The sequence below is a fragment of the Mycolicibacterium sp. 624 genome (assembly GCF_040548615.1).
Lineage (GTDB): Bacteria > Actinomycetota > Actinomycetes > Mycobacteriales > Mycobacteriaceae > Mycobacterium.
Map to the genome: position 1 here is coordinate 479,571 of NZ_JBEPRZ010000006.1, position 17,287 is coordinate 496,857.

Annotated in this window: 17 protein-coding genes; 6 read left to right on the forward strand and 11 right to left on the reverse strand. The window is 65.5% G+C overall.

Features of this window, described 5'->3' with window-relative positions:
- Positions 1-22 precede the first annotated feature (22 nt).
- Positions 23-889, forward strand: coding sequence for a polysaccharide deacetylase family protein (locus tag ABIA65_RS24690; RefSeq protein ID WP_354525184.1), 867 nt, complete (start codon positions 23-25; stop codon positions 887-889).
- A 2-nt stretch (positions 890-891) separates the two neighbouring features.
- Here ABIA65_RS24690 and ABIA65_RS24695 read toward each other — a convergent pair whose 3' ends face one another.
- Both ABIA65_RS24695 and ABIA65_RS24700 read right to left on the reverse strand, forming a co-directional pair.
- Positions 892-2,274: an aspartate aminotransferase family protein gene (locus tag ABIA65_RS24695; RefSeq protein WP_354525185.1), complete on the reverse strand. Its 1,383-nt coding sequence runs from the start codon at positions 2,272-2,274 to the stop codon at positions 892-894.
- Between the two features lie 130 nt (positions 2,275-2,404).
- Positions 2,405-3,895 (reverse strand): CoA-acylating methylmalonate-semialdehyde dehydrogenase, encoded by a 1,491-nt coding sequence (locus tag ABIA65_RS24700; protein WP_241399387.1) that lies wholly within the window; start codon positions 3,893-3,895, stop codon positions 2,405-2,407.
- A gap of 140 nt (positions 3,896-4,035) precedes the next feature.
- Between ABIA65_RS24700 and ABIA65_RS24705 the strand changes: the two genes are divergently transcribed.
- Positions 4,036-5,664 (forward strand): PucR family transcriptional regulator, encoded by a 1,629-nt coding sequence (locus ABIA65_RS24705; RefSeq protein WP_241399386.1) that lies wholly within the window; start codon positions 4,036-4,038, stop codon positions 5,662-5,664.
- A 4-nt stretch (positions 5,665-5,668) separates the two neighbouring features.
- Here the strand turns inward: ABIA65_RS24705 and ABIA65_RS24710 are convergent, their stop codons facing one another.
- On the reverse strand, positions 5,669-6,025 hold the full coding sequence (locus ABIA65_RS24710) for a Zn-ribbon domain-containing OB-fold protein (protein WP_354525219.1): 357 nt from the start codon (positions 6,023-6,025) through the stop codon (positions 5,669-5,671).
- 60 nt (positions 6,026-6,085) lie between these two features.
- Between ABIA65_RS24710 and ABIA65_RS24715 the strand changes: the two genes are divergently transcribed.
- Positions 6,086-7,285 carry a thiolase family protein gene (locus ABIA65_RS24715; RefSeq protein WP_354525186.1) on the forward strand — a complete coding sequence of 400 codons (1,200 nt, stop codon included), beginning with the start codon at positions 6,086-6,088 and terminating at the stop codon, positions 7,283-7,285.
- Positions 7,286-7,323: 38 nt separating this feature from the next.
- Positions 7,324-7,746: a nitroreductase family deazaflavin-dependent oxidoreductase gene (locus ABIA65_RS24720; RefSeq protein ID WP_241399384.1), complete on the forward strand. Its 423-nt coding sequence runs from the start codon at positions 7,324-7,326 to the stop codon at positions 7,744-7,746.
- 19 nt (positions 7,747-7,765) lie between these two features.
- On the opposite strand, the gene ABIA65_RS24725 is transcribed toward ABIA65_RS24720, so the two are convergent.
- Genes ABIA65_RS24725 through ABIA65_RS24760 form a run of 8 tightly spaced genes read right to left on the reverse strand, consistent with a single transcriptional unit; the run spans position 7,766 to position 15,092 of the window.
- Positions 7,766-8,734, reverse strand: coding sequence for a sugar kinase (locus tag ABIA65_RS24725; protein WP_354525187.1), 969 nt, complete (start codon positions 8,732-8,734; stop codon positions 7,766-7,768).
- Positions 8,731-9,369, reverse strand: a complete 639-nt coding sequence (gene eda, locus ABIA65_RS24730) for a bifunctional 4-hydroxy-2-oxoglutarate aldolase/2-dehydro-3-deoxy-phosphogluconate aldolase (RefSeq protein ID WP_354525188.1) — start codon at positions 9,367-9,369, stop codon at positions 8,731-8,733. The genes ABIA65_RS24725 and eda overlap by 4 nt, the downstream gene beginning before the upstream one ends.
- Positions 9,366-10,502 (reverse strand): mandelate racemase/muconate lactonizing enzyme family protein, encoded by a 1,137-nt coding sequence (locus ABIA65_RS24735; RefSeq protein ID WP_241399381.1) that lies wholly within the window; start codon positions 10,500-10,502, stop codon positions 9,366-9,368. Before ABIA65_RS24735 ends, eda begins: the two co-directional genes overlap by 4 nt.
- Before the next feature lie 31 nt (positions 10,503-10,533).
- Entirely contained in the window at positions 10,534-12,138 is a 1,605-nt protein-coding gene (locus tag ABIA65_RS24740) for an N-acyl-D-amino-acid deacylase family protein (protein WP_354525189.1), read from the reverse strand.
- Position 12,139: 1 nt separating this feature from the next.
- Positions 12,140-12,868, reverse strand: a complete 729-nt coding sequence (locus ABIA65_RS24745; RefSeq protein ID WP_241399379.1) for an amino acid ABC transporter ATP-binding protein — start codon at positions 12,866-12,868, stop codon at positions 12,140-12,142.
- Positions 12,865-13,572: an amino acid ABC transporter permease gene (locus tag ABIA65_RS24750; protein ID WP_241399378.1), complete on the reverse strand. Its 708-nt coding sequence runs from the start codon at positions 13,570-13,572 to the stop codon at positions 12,865-12,867. The genes ABIA65_RS24745 and ABIA65_RS24750 overlap by 4 nt, the downstream gene beginning before the upstream one ends.
- Positions 13,572-14,213, reverse strand: a complete 642-nt coding sequence (locus ABIA65_RS24755) for an amino acid ABC transporter permease (RefSeq protein ID WP_354525190.1) — start codon at positions 14,211-14,213, stop codon at positions 13,572-13,574. The genes ABIA65_RS24750 and ABIA65_RS24755 overlap by 1 nt, the downstream gene beginning before the upstream one ends.
- A gap of 57 nt (positions 14,214-14,270) precedes the next feature.
- The gene (locus ABIA65_RS24760) at positions 14,271-15,092 is read right to left on the reverse strand and encodes a transporter substrate-binding domain-containing protein (RefSeq protein ID WP_354525191.1); all 822 of its coding nucleotides are present in this window, start codon (positions 15,090-15,092) and stop codon (positions 14,271-14,273) included.
- A gap of 208 nt (positions 15,093-15,300) precedes the next feature.
- On the opposite strand from ABIA65_RS24760, the gene ABIA65_RS24765 reads away from it, so the two are divergent.
- Together ABIA65_RS24765 and ABIA65_RS24770 are read left to right on the forward strand one after the other, a co-directional pair.
- Positions 15,301-15,978 carry a GntR family transcriptional regulator gene (locus tag ABIA65_RS24765; protein WP_354525192.1) on the forward strand — a complete coding sequence of 226 codons (678 nt, stop codon included), beginning with the start codon at positions 15,301-15,303 and terminating at the stop codon, positions 15,976-15,978.
- Positions 15,979-16,069: 91 nt separating this feature from the next.
- Entirely contained in the window at positions 16,070-17,284 is a 1,215-nt protein-coding gene (locus ABIA65_RS24770) for a CaiB/BaiF CoA transferase family protein (RefSeq protein ID WP_354525220.1), read from the forward strand.
- The last annotated feature ends 3 nt before the right edge of the window (positions 17,285-17,287 follow it).

Sequence of the window (17,287 nt, forward strand, 5' to 3'; positions counted from 1 at the left end):
TGTCAGCCCTTACCGTGCGGGCATGACGACATCAAAACCCGTACCGCCCTTCACCTACAGCCCGATCATCGAGCGCGCGCCGATCGTCTGGCCCGACGGGGCCAAGGTGGCGGTCTACATCGGATTGAACGTCGAGCACTTCCTGGTGGACCGGCCGTCGACAAGCATCTGGCCGGGTACCGCAGATCTCGTCCCCGACGCATTGAACTACGGCTGGCGCGACTACGGGGCCCGAGTCGGGATCTGGCGGACGATCGAGGCCCTCGACAGCCACGGCATCCGGCCCAGCGTGCTGCTGAACTCGGCCGTCATCGAGGAGCACCCGCAGATCATCTCGGCGGGTGTGGCCCGCGACTGGACGTGGCTGGCGCACGGACGCACGAACTCGGTCCTGCACACCGACATGACGCCCGCCGAGGAGCGCGACGTACTCACCGACATCACCGAGTCGATCACTCACGCCACCGGGCGCCGGCCGCAGGGATGGATGGGTCCGGGTCTCACCGAAACCCTGCGGACCCCCGAACTCCTCGCCGATCTCGGATATCGCTACGTCCTCGACTGGACCAACGACGATCAGCCCTATCCACTCACCGTCCCGGGTGTCATCAGCGTTCCGTACTCGGTGGAACTCAACGACCTACTGATGTTCGGCAGGGGATGCACTGGCGACGAGTTCGTCCAAATCGTCAAGGACCAATACGAGCAGCTGAGGATTGACTCGTCGTCCAGCGGCCGTGTGATGGCGCTGGCGTTGCATCCCTTCGTGATCGGCCAGCCGTTCCGGCACAAGTACCTCGATCAAGCCTTGAGGTACTTGGCCGGACAGTCTGACGCTTGGCTGACCACGAGCGATGAGATCGCCGCCCACTTCATGGACGCGCGCTGAGCTCAGAGCGCAGCGTCTGCGGTCTCCAGCGCCCGATCGAGGATGGCGAGGCCGGTGTTGGCCTCCTCATCGCTGATGTTGAGGGCCGGCACCACGTGGATCCGGTTGAAGTTCGCGAACGGCAACAGCCCGCCCTGCTTGCAGGCGGCGACAACGGCGTTCATGGCCGGGCTACTGGAACCGTAGGGTGCCAACGGCTCCCGCGTCTGCTGGTCGGCGACCAGCTCGACGGCCCAGAACACACCCGTGCCGCGGACCTCGCCGATGCAACGGTGCCGGCCGGCCATCTCGCGCAGCCGTGGCCCGATGACCTGCTCGCCGATGCGTGCCGCGTTCTCGACGATGCCCTCATCGGCCATCGCGTTGATCGTGGCCACGGCGGAGGCGGTGGCCAGCGGGTGGCCGGAGTACGTCAAACCGCCGGGGTAGGCGCGATGCGCGAACGTCTCGGCGATCTTCGCATTGATCGCCACGCCGCCCAGCGGCACGTAGCCGGAGTTGACACCCTTCGCGAACGTCATCAGGTCAGGCACGACATCGAAATGCTCGATGGCGAACCACTTTCCGCTGCGGCCGAAGCCCGACATGACCTCGTCGGCGATGAACACGATGCCGTACTCGTCGCACAGTTGCCGCACGCCGGCGATGTAGCCCGGAGGCGGGATCATGATGCCTGCGGTGCCGGGGATGGACTCGAGAATGATGGCCGCGATGGTCGACGGACCCTCCATGCGGATCGTCTCGTGGAGGTGGTCGAGAGCGCGCTCGGTCTCCTCGGCCTCGGTGGTGGCGTGAAAACGCGACCGGTACAGGAACGGCCCGAAGAAGTGCACGATGCCGGCGTTGCCGTGATCGTTGGGCCAGCGCCGCGGGTCACCGGTCAAGTTGACCGCCGTCTCCGTGCCGCCGTGGTAGGAGCGGTAGCGGCTGAGCACCTTGTAGCGCCCGGTGTGCAGACGCGCCATGCGCACCGCGTGCTCGACGGCGTCGGCGCCGCCGTTGGTGAAGAACACCTTGTTCAGGTCGCCCGGGGTGCGCTCGGCGATCAGCCGCGCGGCCTCGGATCGGGCGTCGTTGGCGTGCTGCGGCGCGACGGTGCAGAGCTTGGCCGCCTGCGCCTGGATGGCCGCGACCACCTTCGGGTGCTGGTGGCCGATATTGGTGTTGACCAACATCGACGAGAAGTCCAGAAGACGGTTTCCGTCGCCGTCCCAGACGTAACAACCCTCCGACGCGGTGATCGTCATCGGGGAGATCTCGGCCTGCGCCGACCAGGAATGGAACACGTGCGCGCGGTCCAGCTCGTAGGCGCGCGCGGCCTCGCGGCGTGCCTCGTCGACGGACAGGCCGTTGGGCAGGATGGCGGCGTCATTGGTCACGGTCATGGAAGACATCTTTCACTCATCAGGCGATGGTCGCGGGGGGAACCCCGTTGTCGAGACTGCGGTGAGATCGTGGAATGAGGGGTTTCGGCGATCTCACCGCAGTCTCGCGGGCTGGGGTTGGGGGATGGGGTTACGCGTTCTGGGGGAAGCCCAGCTCGATGCCGCCGTGGCTGGGGTCCAGCCAGCGCTGGGTGATGGCCTTCTGGCGGGTGAAGAAGTTGACGCCGTCCATGCCGTGGGCGTGGGAGTCACCGAACAGCGAGGCCTTCCAGCCGCCGAAGCTGTAGTAGGCCATCGGGACGGGGATCGGCACGTTGATGCCGACCATGCCGACCTGCACCTCGTTCTGGAAGCGCCGTGCGGCGCCACCGTCGTTGGTGAAGATGGCGGTGCCGTTGCCGTAGGGGTTGTCGTTGATCAGGTTCAGCGCCTCGTCGTAGGTCTCGACCCGCACGACCGAGAGCACGGGGCCGAAGATCTCGTCGGTGTAGATGCTCATCTCGGGCGTGACGTTGTCGATCAGGGTGGGACCCAACCAGAACCCGTCGGCGCCGCCGTCAGCGGTGACGTTGCGGCCGTCGACGACGATCTTGGCGCCGTCGGCCTCGCCTGCGTCGATGTAGGAGGCGACCTTGTCGCGGTGGGCCTTGGTGACAAGCGGGCCCATATCGGAGTTCTTGGTGCCGTCGCCGATCTTGAGGCCGATGGTGCGCTCGGTGATCTTGGCGATGAGGTCGTCGGCGATCGGTCCGACGGCCACGGCCGCGGAGATGGCCATACAGCGCTCGCCAGCGGAGCCGAAGCCCGCGTTGACCATCGCATCAGCGGCCAGATCAAGGTCGGCGTCGGGCAGGATGACGGCGTGGTTCTTGGCCCCGCCCAGGGCCTGGACACGCTTGCCCGCGGCGGTGCCAGTGGCGTAGACGTACTGCGCGATGGGGGTGGAGCCCACGAAGGACACCGACTTCACGGCCTTGTTGGTCAGGATCTCGTCGACGGCGGTCTTGTCACCCTGCAGGACGTTGAAGACTCCGGCGGGCAGGCCGGCTTCCTTCCAGAGGTTGGCGATCCACAGCGCGGCGGTGGGGTCCTTCTCCGAGGGCTTCAGCACAACGGTGTTGCCGGTGGCGATGGCGATGGGGAAGAACCACATGGGAACCATGGCGGGGAAGTTGAACGGGGAGATGATTCCCACGACGCCCAGTGCCTGGCGGATCGAGTAGACGTCGACATTGGTCGAGGCGTTCTCGGTGAACCCGCCCTTGAGCAGATGCGGTATGCCGCAGGCGAATTCGACGACTTCCTGGCCGCGTGAGACCTCGCCCAGCGCATCGGAGACGACCTTGCCGTGCTCGCTGGTGATGATCTCGGCGAGCTCACCCTTGCGGGAGTTGAGCAGTTCGCGGAAGTTGAACAGGATCTGGGTGCGCTTGGCCAGTGAGGTGTCACGCCAGGCGGGGAATGCGGCCGCGGCGGCGTCGATGACCGCGCGGGCGTCCTCGACGCTGGCCAGGGCGACCTGTCCGGTGACCTGGCCGCTGGCCGGATTCGTCACCGGCGCGGTGGCACTGCTGGTGCCGGCGAAGGCCTCGTTGTTCATCCAATGATCGATGGTGCGCATGCAGAGGACCTCTCGTGCTGGTGATAATGGGGCAGGAACCAGCCGCGCTGCTGGTGACACCGTCGATCATTGCAGTGGACGGCCGGGCTTCGCACCGAACACACCGTCACCGATTGGAGCCCAGCCATTACAGTGTGTAAATGCCTCTGACCATCTCAGACGTCGTCGGACTGCCGGTGCTGCAGCGCGGTGAGCCCGAGATCCTCAGCGACCGTCGCTGGAACGACGAGATCCGCTGGATTCACGTCAGCGACGTCGCCGACCTCTCCACGCTGCTGCAGGGTGGCGAGTTGGTGCTGACCACCGGGGCGCCGCTGCACCGCAACGCGCGCACCTATCTCGAGGGTCTCGCTGAAGCGGGCGCGTTGGGCGTGGTCGTGGAACTGGGCAGGGTGTTGGCAAAAGTGCCTGCCACCGTCGTCGACGCCGCCCGGCGGCTGAACCTGGCGCTGGTCGCGCTGCACCGCGAGATCAAGTTCGTGGAGGTCACCGAGGCGGTGCACCGCCGAATCGTCGCCGAACAGTACGAGGAGGTGGCGTTCGACCGTCGCGTGCACGAGGCCTTCACGGAGCTGAGCATGAAGCGGGCGTCCGCCGCCGGAATCGTGGAGGCCGCGGCACGGATCCTCGACGAACCGGTGGTGCTCGAGGACCTAGCGCACCAGGCGCTTGCCGCATCGGCCAGCGGACCCGCCGCGGCAGCGCTGCTGCACGACTGGGAACGCCGTTCGCGGCTCGTGCCCGCTGCGGGGGGCGGTGCCGAATCCTGGGAGGTGACGTCGGTCGGCCCGCGCTCTGAGGAGTGGGGCCGGCTCATCGTGCCGCGCCAGGCGGCAGATCCGGCGCGGGCGAAGCGGGTCCTCGAACGCGCGGCGGCGGCTCTGGCGATGCACCGGATGATCGAACGGGACCGTTCGGGACTGCACCAACAGGCCCAGAGTGGCCTCATCGACAATGTCCTGCGCAGCCGCATCACCGACGAGCGCGAGGCCGCTGCCCGGGCGCACGCGCTCGGGTTACGCAGGGCGGCAAGCTATCTGCCCGCGGTGGTCAGGGTCGAGCGGGCCGAGGACAGTGCGGATCCAGTGGCCGCGCAACGCCGCAACGTCGCGCTGCTCGACGTCGTCGCGCACACCGTGAACGCCGCGCGGCACACCGGACTGTTCACCATTCGACGGGACGGCGAGATCGGCGCGGTGCTGTCTCTGGGGACGGTGCGTGGGGGAGCGAACGACAAGGCGCTCAATGCACTTGGCGATCAACTGCGCGGAGAGATCCGGCGTGTCAGCGGCGCCTCGGACACCGTGCTGGCGATCGGGCCCGCCGGGGAGAGCGTCATCGACACCATCCACGGCCTGGCCGACGCCGCGCACGTGGCGGAGGTCGCCATGGCGATGGGTGCGGGATCGCGGAGCTATTTCCGGGCATCAGACGTGCGGCTGCGCGGGCTGATCGCGCTGTTGCGCGACGACCCGCGGGTGCAGAACTTCGCCGAGACCGAACTCAACGCGCTGTTGGCCAGCGATATCGTCGGTGAGCTGTCGAACCTGTCGGTGCTCCGCCAGTACCTGCAGCTGGGCGGTAACAAGGCCGAACTGGCCCAGCGGTTGCACATCAGCCGTCCCGCGCTCTACAAGCGGTTGGCCGCGATCGCGGGGATCCTCGGCGTCGACCTCGACGACGCCGAGTCGATGGCGTCGTTGCACGTGGCGGTGATGATCCTGGACTCGCGGCGCCGCGCGGCACCCGCCGTCGTCAGCAGCACCTGACGTACTAGCTGAGCGGCGGGCCGAACACGGGCGCGGAGACCGGCTCGGTGTCGAGCACGTGACGCGCGAAACGCGCCTGCACCGGCATGCCGGCACACACCGAGTCAGGCTGGCAGTCAACGATATTGGCGGCGAGACGCAAACCCGGCTGTTCGACGAGTTCGACGATGGCGATGACATACGGCAGCGGCACCGCGGGATTGAAGGGATGGTGGTTGACGGTCCAGGTCAACACCGTGCCGTGGCCGGACACCGCCCGCCCTGTGAGCGTGGCTCCGCAGTCGGGACAGTCCGAGGAGGGCGGAAGACTCCACAGCGCACACGTCTCGCAGTACGGGACGACGAGCTGACCTGCCATGATGGTGAACCTACCGGTCACGTCCCTCTAGGTGGCCCGGATGCCGGACGGGAATGGAGCCTCGTGTCGTCGCATTTCGAGAAGGACGCGATCATCAGTGGGGTCGGCATCTCCCGCATCGGCCGCCGCACCGGCATCCCCGATCTTGAGCTGACCACCGAGGCGGCATCTGCCGCCATCGCCGATGCGGGCCTGAGTCCGGCGGACATCGATGGTGTTGCCACGCTCGGCGACACACCACGCCAGCACGTGGTGGAGGCGCTCGGCCTCGATGCGCAGAACCGAAGTTCGGGCTTCGACACCGCTGGCCTGTTGAGCCCCCTGATGTCGGCGTTCCTCGCGGTGGCGCAGGGCCGTTCGCGGCACGTCCTGGTCTACCGCACCGTCGGCATGCTGGGCGGGTCGATGATCGACTCGTCGGGACCCCCGCCCGAGCCGAACGCGCTGACGTCCCCGCCGGTCGAGCCGCGGGAGCCCGGGCAGCGACGGCGGATCGGAGCCAACGACGACGTCGGCGAGCTGCTCGCCGCCCACGCATACTCGGCGTCGAACTGGGTGGCGATGCACTGTCGTCGTCATATGGACCTCTATGGCACGACGAGGGAACAGCTGGGTTGGCTGGCCATCAACAGCAGACGCAATGCGGCGCTCAATCCGCTTGCGGCCTATCAGGATCCGATGACCATGGACGACTATCTCGCGTCCCGTCCCATATCGACGCCGCTGGGTCTCTACGACTGCGACGTTCCCGTCGATGGGTCGATCGCCGTGGTGGTGTCGCATCGCGACTACGCACCGGACTGCCCGAATCCGGCGGTGGGCGTCGAGGCGATCGGTGGGACGTACGGGTCCGGTGGCTGGTTCCACCGCGACGACTTCCCGAAGATGGCCTCCGTCGACGCCGCAGCGCAGATGTGGTCGCGGACCGACCTCACGCCCGGCGACATGGACATCGCCGAGCTGTACGACGGTTTCACGTTCCTGACGATCGCCTGGCTGGAAGCGCTCGGTGTGTGTGCGGACGGTGAGGGTGGACCCTTCGTGGAGGGGGCATCCCGGATCGCCCTGAACGGGGTGCTTCCGCTCAACACCTATGGCGGTCAGCTCTCCGCTGGCCGGATGCACGGCTACTGGGTTCTGCACGAGGCGTGCCTGCAGCTGCGGGGTCAGGCCGGGCAGCGGCAGGTTCGCCGACAGCCGGAGACGGCGCTGGTTGCCGCGGGCGGCGGTCCCATCGCCGGATGCATGGTTCTCACCCGCTGAGGGCAACCTGGATCTGTCGAATGAACAAGGAGGGCCCAATGGCCGAGAACGAGTTGAACGATTTCAACGCGAAGAACATCGCGGAGTTCCGCGCCAATCACGGCAGGGTCGGTGGTCAGTTCGAGGGTGCGCCGCTGCTGATCCTGCACACGTTGGGCGCCAAGACCGGCGAGCCCCGAACAAACATCATGATGTATCTGGCCGACGGCGATCGCTACCTGGTGTTCGCCTCCAAGGCGGGTGCCGACACCAGCCCGGCCTGGTACTTCAACCTGCGTGCCCATCCGCAGATCCGCATCGAGGTCGGCGATGAGGAGTTCGATGTCGTCGCCACCGAACTCGACGGCGACGAGCGTGACGCGAAGTACGCCGAGCAGGCTCGTCGATATCCGGGCTTCGCCGGCTACGAGAAGAAGACGACGAGGAAGATCCCGGTCGTCGCACTGACCCCGGTGCGGTGACCGCGGAGTTAGCGGTCCGTCATCGGCTCACAGGTTCATGGGCGCCCTGCCGTAACCAGGCTAGGTCCAGGCGAGTGGGGTTCCCCTCCCAATCACCCGTGCTGGTACACGCCATAGCGCCGCACGCCAGCGCAGTGTCGAGCCTCAGACGCAGGTCCGAGCCGCGGGCGACCTCGGCCAGCCAGCCCGCCACGAACGCGTCACCCGCGCCAACGGTGTCGACCACGGGGACCTCGACCGCCTTTCCTGACTCGACAGTGCCGTCCGTTGTCGCGGCGACCGCACCTCTGCTGCCTCGTTTCAGAACGGCGCAGTCGGTTCCGAGCGCGATCATGACCTCGAGTTGTCGGTCCGTACCGGAAACACCTGTCAGGAGATGCGCCTCGTCGTCTCCGGCGAACACGATCTGCGCGCGTTGGGCGAGACCGCGGTAAGCGGCTGCGGCCGCAGCGACGTCAGTCCACAGCGCCTGACGGTGGTTGACATCGAAAGAGATGAGCGCGCCGGCCGCGGTGGCGTAGTCGATGGCCGTGTGCACAGCCGCTAACGAGGTCTCGCCCAGACCGGCGGGAATGCCGGTGACATGGAGGATCTTGGTGCGGGCGATCAACGAGGGTGGGATGTCGGATGCCTGCAGCCGGCTGCCGGCCTGCCCGCGCCGGTAGTAAGTGATGCGGCTGTTACCTGGTTGAGGGCGTTCCTTGAGCATGAGTGCGGTGGCCGTTGTCTCGTCGACGACGACATAGGGCTGCACCCCCTCGGCCCGCAGCTCACGTGCGATCAGCTCGCCGAGTGCATCGGCGCCGACGCGGCCGATCCAGGCAGCCGTACCGCCGAGCCTTGCGACACCGATGGCCACATTGCTCTCGGCGCCACCGAAACCGAGCCGCATAGCCGGGGAGTTGTGTAGGCGCCCGGGCCGCTCAGCGGTGAGTAGTCCGAGGCTCTCCCCGACGGTGACGACGTCGAGTGGTGTATCGCTGCTCATTGCGGCAGCGCCGCCGAATGTGCGACTTCCAAGGCTTCGCGTGCGGCCGCCGCAACCGCTGCTGCACCGTCGTGAGCCGCCGCGGCGATCCAGCTGCCGCTGATCGCGAAAACAGATTGGTGAGCCAGGAATTCGGCAGCGTTTGCGGCATTAAGACCGGCTGATGGCATGAACCGCATATCGGGGAAGACGTCGGCATAGGCATTCAGCATGGCGATAACGTCGACAGCCGCGGCGGGAAACAGTTTGACTCGGGTCAGACCCAGCCGGGCCGCCAGACCGATCTCGGTCGGGGTGAGAATCCCGGGAATGATCGGCAGACCCGCGCGCGCCGCGTAGTTCACCACGTCCACATCGAGACCCGGGGTGACGATGAATTGCGCGCCGGCGTCGATGATCTGACTCAACTGCGCTGTCGAGCGCACCGTACCTGCGCCGACCAGGAGGTCCCCGCGCGCAGCCAACTGCCTGATCGACTGCACCGCCAATTCCCCTCGTAACGCCACCTCGACGACCGGCAGGCCGCCGTCGACAAGGCCGTCACCGATGGCCTCGATATGCCCCTCGGCGCGAACCGAGGCCAGGGGGATGACGGGGTGGGTGAACAGGGCGTGAAAAGGGTCGGAAATGGTCATCGCGCCTCGGCGAACGTCGGATTGGTTCCATAGCGACCGAGACCTTCGGGGTCGAGTGTCACGCCCAATCCGGCAGCATCGGGGATTCTGAGCATGCCGTCGGTATTCAGCGTCCAACTGTCGCGGACGAGATCGTCGATGTAGGCCGAGCCGGTCTTGTACTCGACCAAGTCGGTGGCCGCCAGGGCTGAGGCGAGCTGCAGATCGGCGGCCAGCCCGATCGCGGTGTTCCAGCCGTGCGGTATTAGTCGGACACCGCGATCCTGCGCACTCCAACCGATCCGACGAGACTCACTGAGGCCACCGCCTTTGGTGCAGTCCGGTTGGATGATGTCGAACGCGCCCGCGTCGAGGAACGGGGCGAACGTCTGGCGTCGGGTGAGAACCTCACCCCCACTGATCGCCACCTTCGAATAGGAACGCAGCGCGACGAATCCGTCAACGTCGTCGGGCGACAACGCCTCCTCGAACCACGCCACGTCGTACGCGGCGAGCATGTCGGCAGTACGTCTCGCCCACGACAGACCGCCCGGGAAGAAGGCCTCCGAACCGCCTGCGTCCACAGCCAGCAACCGATCTCCGACTGCCTCCCTAGCCGCGGCGACGGTGCGTTCGTCAGTTGCGGCGTCTACGCGGCCGAACTTCCACCAGCCGATCTTGAATGCCGTGAAGCCGTAATCAACGAGTGCAGAGAGGTCTTCGGCCATGATGGGTGCTTCGTCCATCAACACCGAGGCGTAGGGACGGACCCGGTCGCGGTAGCGGCCACCCAGTAGACGGCCAACAGGCTGCCCGAGTGCCTGACCGGCGACATCCCACAGGGCGATGTCGATGGCGCTTGTGGCATGAGTGAGTGAACCGCCACGGCCCATCCAGAACGCGCTCTGGTGCAAGGTCTCTGTGAGCCGCTCCACCTCAAGTGCGCTCTGTCCCAACAGCTGTGGCCGAAGCAGGTCGATGGCCGCGCGTACCAACCCCTCGGAGGTGAACGCACTGCCGATACCGACCAGGCCGGTGTCGGTGTGTACCGCGACAAGCGTGTGCACCACGTCGTCGGGCCGAAGTTCGTTGGACCAGCCGCCTTCGGGCGTGGCCCCGCGTAGTCCGCAGGTGTCGATGTGGGTGATCTTCATAGGATGTTCCTTTGCTGCTGTTGTTTCGTGTTCACGATTGATGGGGAAGAAAGCGTCCCGGTCGCTGACCTGTGTGCGTGGCATAGCTGATGACGGGAACCCCGTTGACCCAGACATGACGTGCGGCCTCGGCGTACTGCGTTGGCAGAGTCCAGGTGTCGGTGCGCTGGAGAATCGCCGGATCGAACACAACGACGTCGGCGAAGGCGCCTTCGCGTAGGTAACCGCGGTCCCGGATGCCGAAGTGGTCGGCGACCATGCCGGTCATCTTCCGTACGGCCTCTTCCAGGGACAGCGTTCCGGCCGGGACATGTTGAGCGAGGTAGTGAGTGTGTCCGTAGTAGAAGAGCGGATGAAGGGTCCGTGCGTGCAGCGGCCCGTCCCGCCGGGTGGTGTACGCGTCGACACCCAACAGGAAGTGATCGTGGGCGATCGCTTCGGCGAGATGATCATCAGTGAACAACTGACCGAGTAATTGGACACCGCCCAGGTCAGGTCCGGCCGCAGCGAGCACGTCAAACAGGCAGTCCCATTCGTCGAGGCCGTGCAACTCGGCGATCTCAGGAAAGGACAGCCCCTCCCACTCAGGGTGAGTTGGGCTCACGCCCAGCCGAACCCTCTCCCATTGACCCCGGTGCACGAATCTCCAGTAGCGGTCGCTGTCGTTGCGCACCCGATCCCGGATCTCGCGGTCCTTCAGCAGCTCGGCGGCCTCGGCGGCAGGCCGATCGATGAGCCACCCGGGCAGGAGGCCGGCCGCCATGCCGATCCCGTGTGGGTACGGCGTCATATCGGCCAGGACGTCTGTGCCGCGTTGTCGCTCGCCCACCACCCGCTCGGCGGCCCGTTCCCAGGCACCGGGTTCGGCGCCCGTGCCGTGACGCACGTTCAGATGCGACAGCTGGGCCCTCAGTTGCCCTGCGTCGACGATGTCGAAGAATTCGTCCACCGCCTCACCGAGTCCTTGATCGCGATTCCGGATGTGACTGGCGTACATGCCGTTCCGGCGTCCGGCGACGCGGGCCAGCTCGGCCAGCTCCTCGGTGCGCGCAAACCTCCCGGCTCCGTACTCCAGGCCGCTGGAGAATCCGATCGCTCCAGCCTCCATCGCCTCCTCGAGGAGTCGGACGCGCTCGTTCCGTTCGTCACCACCCTCCCGCTCGGCGCGCCACCGGGCAGTCGAACTTATGGCGGTGTGCCCGACGAACCACATCAGGTTCTGTGCCGTGGCATCAGAGTGCACCCGCTGGAGGAACTCCCCGAAGCTGCGCCAGTCAACCGGTCCTTCGAAGCCCAGCGACCTAAGGGCGCTCTGCGTACTCGCGGCGTCCTGCTCACCAAGAGGCGCGTACGTCACGCCACAGTTGCCGACGACCTCTGTGGTCACCCCTTGATGGATTGTGCTGAAGGCGTCGCGGTTGCCGAGCACCGACCAGTCACTGTGGCTGTGCGGATCGATCAAGCCCGGAGTGATCAGCATGCCACGGCAATCCACGGTGTTCACCGCCTGCACGTCCGGGGATTGCCCGACGTACTCGATACGCTCGCCGCGAATCCCGATGTGACAGCGCTGGCGGCCACTGCCGGTGCCGTCGATGATCTCGGCGCCGACCAGCAGGGTGTCGAGTTCGGGCATTTCAGAGCACCTTGCTCAGGAACTCGCGAGTTCTGGACTCCTGTGGGGAGGTGAACAGTGTGGTGGGGTCATTGGTCTCGATGATGTTGCCCTTGTCGATGTAGATCACCCGGTCGGCGACCTCACGCGCGAAGCCCATCTCGTGAGTGACCACCACCATGGTCATTCCCTCGGCAGCAAGTGCTTTCATGACGGCGAGCACCTCACCGACGATCTCAGGGTCCAGGGCGGAGGTGGGTTCGTCGAACAACATGACCTTGGGGTCCATGGCAAGAGCCCGGGCGATCGCGACCCGCTGAGTCTGTCCCCCCGATAGCGAATCCGGATAGACCTCCGCCTTGTCTGCGAGACCGACACGTCCCAGCAGCTCGCGGGCACGGTCGTGGGCTTCAGCCTTGCTGCGCCCCAGCACCCTCCGCGGAGCGAGAGCGATGTTCTCGATGACCGTCATATGCGGGAAGAGGTTGAAGTGCTGGAACACCATGCCGGCATCGCGGCGCACGACAGCCAGGTTCGCGGGCTTCTCCTGTGGTCCGAGTGTGTGACCGTTGATCACGATGGACCCATGGGAGGGACGTTCCAATCCGTTCATACACCGCAGCAGAGTGCTCTTACCGGAGCCCGACGCGCCGATGATGCAGACCACCTCGCGCTCAGCCACCTGGCATGAGACGCCGTGTAGAACTTCATTACTGCCGTAGCTCAGGCGCAGCTCGTGGACTTCGATCATCTTGATGCTCCGGGGTTGAGGGTGAGTGCGTCGCCGACTTCGGGTGCGGGAACTCGAACTCCGAGCGAGCGCTCCCAGCGGTGCCCGAGGGCGGACAGCGCGTAGCAGACGACGAAATAGCAGGCGCCGACGACGAGGTAAGTGGTGATCGGGTCCGCCGTGAGCGAGCTCACGACATTGCCGGCTCGCGTGAGTTCGACTAGACCGATGACAGCGACAAGAGAACTGTCTTTGACGAGGACCACCAGGAACCCGACGCCGGGCGGGACGATCATGCGCGCGGCCTGCGGCAGGATGACCCACCGCATGCGCTGAACGTACGACATCCCGAGTGCCTCTGCGGCTTCGAACTGTCCCCGCGGCACCGCTTGGATACTTCCGCGGACCAGCTCACCGATGTACGCCGAGGCGAAGATGGACAATGCGATGACAGCTGCCCAGTACTCGGGAAGGCTGCTGCCGGGGTTCAGCAACGGTAGGCCGAAGTAGACGAAGAAGATGATCAGCAGGACGGGGATGCCGCGGATCAAGGCCACGTAGATGGTGCTGAACCAGCGCAGCGGTCGTATGGTTCCCGTCGACATCAGACCGATGAGAACCCCGAGAAGTCCGCCGAAAAGCACTGATAAGACACAGATCTGAACTGTGATGACCGCACCCTGCCAGATGAGCCACAGGTGTTGGGCGCCGAACTCCTCGAACATCACGCCACCTTCCACTTGATGAACCGGGTTTCGACGAGCCGTGACGAGCTCGCGATGAAGAATGCGACGGCGAAGTAGAGGAGTCCGCCCACCGTGAACGCTTCGATGGTGCGGAAGGTCGTCGAGGTGATCCCCATCATCACGTGCATCAGGTCCGGCAGCGCGATCACTGAGGTGATCGACGAGGCCAGGAAGAGCAGGATCGTCTGGTTGGTGATCGCCGGCAACACATTTCGCATCGCCGGTGGGAACAGCACCCGCCAGAACGTGTCACTCGAACTCAACCCCAATGCCGCTCCGGCCTCCCGCAGCCCGTCGGGCACGGATTGCAAACCGGCACGGTATATCTCGGCCATGTACGCGGCGTTGTTGACGCTCAGCGCCAAGATGCCCGCCGCGACCGGATCCAGATTGACTCCGGCATCGGGGAGTGCGAAATAGATGAGGTAGAGCTGCAGAAGCAGGGGAGTGTTCCGAATGACCTCGATATACACCGAGGCGGCGACGCGGAGTGCCCGCAACCCGGACGTGCGCCCTGCATAGAGCAGGATTCCGAACGCGCCGCCTGCCACTGCCGCGGCCAGGCTCACCCCAACGCTGACGCCCAGTCCCTTCATGAGCACGCCGAGAAAGGGGATCATATCTCCGTAGTAGAGCTGCATCATCTGTTCCTGGACGTTGGCTGCGTTGCGTGCCGGCTACTTGATGAGTTCGGGGACGTCAATGCCGAGCCATCGGTTGTAGGAGTCGTTCCCGGCCTGGCTGATGTTGTAATTCATGATGAAGTTGTTCACGTAGTTCAGCCAGATTTGGTCACCCATCTTGACGCCGAATGAGACGAGTGACGGTGCGAGAGCGGGAACGTCGAGAACCCGAATGGCAGCACCCTCGCTCTTGCGTATCTCTGCAACGACGGCGGTGCTCTCCATGAGTGCGTCCACCTTGCTGCTTCGCAGCGCCTGGATGGAGTCGGCCACCGCCTCGAACAGGCTCGGATTAGCCTCAGGGAACTGCGATTCCAGAATGGTCGCTGGAACACTGCCACGGGTGGCGGCTACCGCGCGGCCGGACAGATCGTCGTAACTGCGGATCGGGCTGTCGACGGGCACCACAACAAGTTGCCCTTCCGAGGCGTATGGCCGGCTCATAGCGACCACCTGGGCGCGCTCGTCCAAGTTCGTTAGAGCCGCGATGACCACATCGACCTTGCCGGTTTCGAGCATGGGTATCCGGCTGGCGTTGGTCGCGCTGACGAACTCGACCTCGGCACCCAGTGACTCGGCAAGCGCTCGTGCCTTGTCGATGTCAAATCCCTCGTACTCACCCGAGCTGTTCATCACGGCATACGGGGGTGCGTCGGCGAAGACTCCGACAGAGATCTTCTTCGAGCTGAGGACCTTCGAGAGCGTGCTTACTTGAGCGGACACCGGTCCGGCCTGATCCGAGGACGTGCAGCCGGACGTGAGCACCACAGCGGTCGCGGCGAGCGCCGCAAGGGCGGTGCAAATGCCTTTTCGCATGAGTTTCCTTTAATCGGTGGGGGTTTGGCAGCGGAGGAGGCCACAGGCCGGACCTGAACTGGCCCCTGAAGCAGATCAGAGATTATCTATAATCTGTAATCTGTGCAAGACTTCTTCGCAAGTCGTCGAGGTGCATCGCCTGGGCGGGTGGTGCTGCATAGGATTTCGACGAGTACTCGCGGGTGACCGCGCGAAGGGAGATGGGCGATTGACCGGTGCCATGGAACCGCTGGCCGTCCCGGCGCCCAGCCCGGTCCCGTCCTCCAGGCGTCACCAGATCGCTGACTGGCTGCGTGAACAGATCGTGAAAGGGCATCTGGCCCCTGGCGCGCAGCTCAAACAGGACGTTCTCGCCGTACACCTGCAGGCCAGTCCGGGACCGGTCAGGGAAGCGCTACGCCAACTGGAAAGCGAGGGACTCGTCCATCACATCCCCAACCGGGGCGCCTTTGTCACGGCGGTGAGTGCCGACGAGCTACTCGGCGTACTGCTGCCTGTCCGTCTGGCGATCGAGACCTTCGCGATCGAGAACGCCAGCTCCGACCCCGGGACCATGTCGGAGTTGGGGCAGTTAGTGGAGCGTATGGACGAGGCGGCCAGGCATGGCGACCTCGACCTTCTCAATGAGTTGGACGTGCTATTCCACGAAACGATTGTCAAGAGTGCCCATTCCGAGCACGCGCTTCAGCTGTGGGCCAGTGTGCAGCCGCGGATCCGGATGCAGATTCATCGGCTGGCCAAAAGCCATGTCAGCCCACTCGCGATCCCCGAGGAGCACCGGGCGCTGATACACGCGATGGTTCACGGTGGGCCGGAGGGACGGAAGGCCGCGCTCGACGAGCACATAGTGGCAAGCGCGCGGTCATTGCTCGCCGCGACACGGTGACCCCGAGCACGATGCCGCATCGTTTACAGTAAGAGCTTCAGGTGTAAGGCCGGCTGACGACGATGTTGGGAGTCCTGACGTGATCAAGGTGATGGAGGGCGTACGCGTTCTCGAGGTTGCACAGTTCACCTTCGTGCCCGCCGCGGGCGCGATTCTGGCCGACTGGGGAGCCGACGTCATCAAGGTCGAGCACCCCGTGCGCGGCGACACCCAGCGCGGCTTCATCAACATGGGCGGCTTTCAACTCGACCCCAACCGTCACCCGCTGATCGAGCACCCCAACCGCGGCAAGCGAAGCGTCGGCATCGACGTGTCGACCGCCGACGGGCAGGAAGTCCTCTACGAGCTCGCCAAGACCGCGGACGTGTTCCTCACCAATTACATGCCGGCGCAGCGTCAAAAGAACAAGTTCGACGTCGAGCACATCCGCGCGGTCAACCCGAACATCATCTACGCCCGCGGCAGCGCCTACGGCGACAAGGGGCCGGAACGACTGGTCGGCGGATTCGACGGCACGGCGTTCTGGACGCGCAGCGGCGTCGGACACGCGCTCACGCCGGAGGAGATCGGTGGCGCACTGTCCCAGGGCATCCCCGCGTTCGGCGACTCGATTGGCGGGATGAACATCGCGGGCGGGATCTCGGCCGCGCTGTTCCATCGGGAGCGCACGGGGGAGACCGCCGAGATCGACGTCTCGCTGCTGAGCACGGCGTGGTGGGCCGCGGGTGCGAGCGTGACCCAGGGCATGGAGACCGGGGAGACGATGCGTTCGCTGATGCCGGATTCCGTTGCCCCGTCGGTGAATCCGTTCCTAGGCAACTACCTCACCTCCGACGGTGGCACCATCAACCTGTGCATCGTCAGCCCGACTGGCTACATCCGCGACGCCTTCGAGCACCTGGGCCTGCCGCAGCTCGCCGACGACCCGCGATTCTGCGATGTGATGCCTCTGATCGAGAACGCCTCGGCCGCCGTTGAGTTGATTGCGGATGCGTTCCGCAGCAAGCCCTTCGACTACTGGCGCGAGCACCTCAAGACGATGCGGGGCCAGTGGGCGCCGTTCCAGAGCCTGACCGATCTCGCCACCGACGAACAGGCCATCGCCAACGACATGATCGTCGAGGTCGAGTCGGCGGACGGTGGCGCCCCGTTCAAGGTGGTGCGCGGCCCGGTTCAGTTCAACCACGAGCCGCTCGAGACCACGCGTGCGCCACAGGCGTCCGAGCACACTGAGTTGGTGCTGATGGAGATCGGCCTGGACTGGGATCGGATCGCAGCCCTCAAGGACTCCGGCGCGATCGCCTGACAT

Excerpts from the sequence above, each read along its gene's own strand:
- ABIA65_RS24690 (WP_354525184.1), top strand. The coding sequence starts at position 23 with ATGACGACATCAAAACCCGTACCGCCCTTCACCTACAGCCCGATCATC.
- ABIA65_RS24695 (WP_354525185.1), bottom strand. The coding sequence starts at position 2,274 with ATGACCGTGACCAATGACGCCGCCATCCTGCCCAACGGCCTGTCCGTC.
- ABIA65_RS24700 (WP_241399387.1), bottom strand. The coding sequence starts at position 3,895 with ATGCGCACCATCGATCATTGGATGAACAACGAGGCCTTCGCCGGCACC.
- ABIA65_RS24705 (WP_241399386.1), top strand. The coding sequence starts at position 4,036 with ATGCCTCTGACCATCTCAGACGTCGTCGGACTGCCGGTGCTGCAGCGC.
- ABIA65_RS24720 (WP_241399384.1), top strand. The coding sequence starts at position 7,324 with ATGGCCGAGAACGAGTTGAACGATTTCAACGCGAAGAACATCGCGGAG.
- ABIA65_RS24725 (WP_354525187.1), bottom strand. The coding sequence starts at position 8,734 with ATGAGCAGCGATACACCACTCGACGTCGTCACCGTCGGGGAGAGCCTC.
- eda (WP_354525188.1), bottom strand. The coding sequence starts at position 9,369 with ATGACCATTTCCGACCCTTTTCACGCCCTGTTCACCCACCCCGTCATC.
- ABIA65_RS24735 (WP_241399381.1), bottom strand. The coding sequence starts at position 10,502 with ATGAAGATCACCCACATCGACACCTGCGGACTACGCGGGGCCACGCCC.
- ABIA65_RS24740 (WP_354525189.1), bottom strand. The coding sequence starts at position 12,138 with ATGCCCGAACTCGACACCCTGCTGGTCGGCGCCGAGATCATCGACGGC.
- ABIA65_RS24745 (WP_241399379.1), bottom strand. The coding sequence starts at position 12,868 with ATGATCGAAGTCCACGAGCTGCGCCTGAGCTACGGCAGTAATGAAGTT.
- ABIA65_RS24750 (WP_241399378.1), bottom strand. The coding sequence starts at position 13,572 with ATGTTCGAGGAGTTCGGCGCCCAACACCTGTGGCTCATCTGGCAGGGT.
- ABIA65_RS24755 (WP_354525190.1), bottom strand. The coding sequence starts at position 14,213 with ATGATCCCCTTTCTCGGCGTGCTCATGAAGGGACTGGGCGTCAGCGTT.
- ABIA65_RS24760 (WP_354525191.1), bottom strand. The coding sequence starts at position 15,092 with ATGCGAAAAGGCATTTGCACCGCCCTTGCGGCGCTCGCCGCGACCGCT.
- ABIA65_RS24770 (WP_354525220.1), top strand. The coding sequence starts at position 16,070 with ATGGAGGGCGTACGCGTTCTCGAGGTTGCACAGTTCACCTTCGTGCCC.